Genomic DNA, 2,360 nt, shown 5'->3' on the forward strand with positions numbered 1-2,360 from the left:
CGAGTGTTTCCTCTCTAGGAAGTAACGACAAATGACTGCTGCAGTCATACCGCAAGAATTATTCGTGAGAGTGGTTTTTGTTGGTGTCTGCGTGAGGTGGTTGTTTGTGTGTTGTTTGAGAACTGCACAGTGGACGCGAGCATCTTTGTTGTAAGTAATGAAGAGCGTACGGTGGATGCCTTGGCACCAGGAGCCGATGAAGGACGTAGGAGGCTGCGATAAGCCTCGGGGAGCTGTCAACCGAGCTGTGATCCGAGGATGTCCGAATGGGGAAACCCAGCACGAGTGATGTCGTGTTACCCGCGCCTGAATATATAGGGCGTGTGGAGGGAACGTGGGGAAGTGAAACATCTCAGTACCCACAGGAAGAGAAAACAACCGTGATTCCGTGAGTAGTGGCGAGCGAAAGCGGAAGAGGCTAAACCATGGGTGTGTGATAGCCGGCAGGTGTTGCATTCGTGGGGTTGTGGGGTTCATTTTGTCAATACTGCCGTGTTGGCCAACAGTAAGAAATCACAGGGTTAGTGGAAGTGGTCTGGAACGGCCTGTCGTAGAGGGTGAGAATCCCGTACACGAAAACTTTGTGACTGTTGTAATGGAAACCCAAGTAGCACCGGGCCCGTGAAATCTGGTGTGAATCTGTCGGGACCACCCGATAAGCCTGAATACTCCCTGGTGACCGATAGCGGACTAGTACCGTGAGGGAAAGGTGAAAAGTACCCCGGGAGGGGAGTGAAATAGTACCTGAAACCGTGCGCTTACAATCCGTCAGAGCCTTCGAGCAGTTTACTGCTGGGGGTGATGGCGTGCCTTTTGAAGAATGAGCCTGCGAGTTAGTGGCATGTCGCGAGGTTAACCCGTGTGGGGTAGCCGTAGCGAAAGCGAGTCCGAATAGGGCGATCGTAGTGGCATGCTCTAGACCCGAAGCGGAGTGATCTACCCATGGCCAGGTTGAAGCGACGGTAAGACGTCGTGGAGGACCGAACCCACTTAGGTTGAAAACTGAGGGGATGAGTTGTGGGTAGGGGTGAAAGGCCAATCAAACTCCGTGATAGCTGGTTCTCCCCGAAATGCATTTAGGTGCAGCGTCGCGTGTTTCTCACCGGAGGTAGAGCTACTGGATGGTCTAGGGGGCCCACAAGCTTACCGAAATCAGCCAAACTCCGAATGCCGGTGAGTGAGAGCGCGGCAGTGAGACTGCGGGCGATAAGGTTCGTAGTCGAGAGGGAAACAGCCCAGATCGCCAGCTAAGGTCCCTAAGCGTGTACTAAGTGGAAAAGGATGTGGGGTCGCGAAGACAACCAGGAGGTTGGCTTAGAAGCAGCCACCCTTGAAAGAGTGCGTAATAGCTCACTGGTCAAGTGATCCTGCGCCGACAATGTAGCGGGGCTCAAGTACACCACCGAAGCTGCGGCATTCACGCAATAGCCCCCCTTCACTCTGCGGAGTGTTGGGCAGGTGTGTGGATGGGTAGGGGAGCGTCGTGTGGCCATGGAAGCGGCAGGGTGACCTAGCCGTGGAGGCCACACGAGTGAGAATGCAGGCATGAGTAGCGAAAGACGAGTGAGAAACTCGTCCGCCGAATGACCAAGGGTTCCTGGGCCAGGTTAATCCGCCCAGGGTGAGTCGGGACCTAAGACGAGGCCGACAGGCGTAGCCGATGGACAACGGGTTGATATTCCCGTACCCGTGTGAACGCGCCCATGGTGAATCAGTGATACTAACCATCCTGAAGCCACGAGAAGACCTTCGGGTCTCGAGTTGGTGGATGCATGGGACCTGATCTGGTAGTAGCCAAGCGATGGGGTGACGCAGGAAGGTAGCTGAGCCAGTCAGTGGTAATACTGGTGTAAGCGTGTAGGGCGTGACCTAGGCAAATCCGGGTCACACATAGCCTGAGACGTGATGCGTAGCCGATTGAGGCGAATTCAGTGATCCTATGCTGCCGAGAAAAGCCTCTAGCGAGCTTTCACACGGCCCGTACCCCAAACCGACACAGGTGGTCAGGTAGAGAATACTAAGGCGATCGAGATAACTATGGTTAAGGAACTCGGCAAAATGCCCCCGTAACTTCGGGAGAAGGGGGGCCCTGTCTGGTGACGACATTTACTGTCTGAGCTGGGTGGGGCCGCAGAGACCAGTGAGAAGCGACTGTTTACTAAAAACACAGGTCCGTGCGAAGTCGTAAGACGATGTATACGGACTGACGCCTGCCCGGTGCTGGAAGGTTAAGAGGACCGGTTAGTTCCTTCGGGAGCGAAGCTGAGAATTTAAGCCCCAGTAAACGGCGGTGGTAACTATAACCATCCTAAGGTAGCGAAATTCCTTGTCGGGTAAGTTCCGACCTGCACGAATGGCGT

General features: G+C 54.6%; 1 rRNA gene. It reads left to right on the forward strand.

From position 1 onward, the window contains the following. Nucleotides 1–148: 148 nt before the first annotated feature. Nucleotides 149–2,360: ribosomal RNA gene (locus tag ACFVQ3_RS18700) — 23S ribosomal RNA — on the forward strand; the annotation flags it as partial.

It is taken from the genome of Oerskovia sp. NPDC057915 (assembly GCF_042887685.1).
In the GTDB taxonomy this organism is placed as follows: Bacteria; Actinomycetota; Actinomycetes; order Actinomycetales; family Cellulomonadaceae; genus Oerskovia.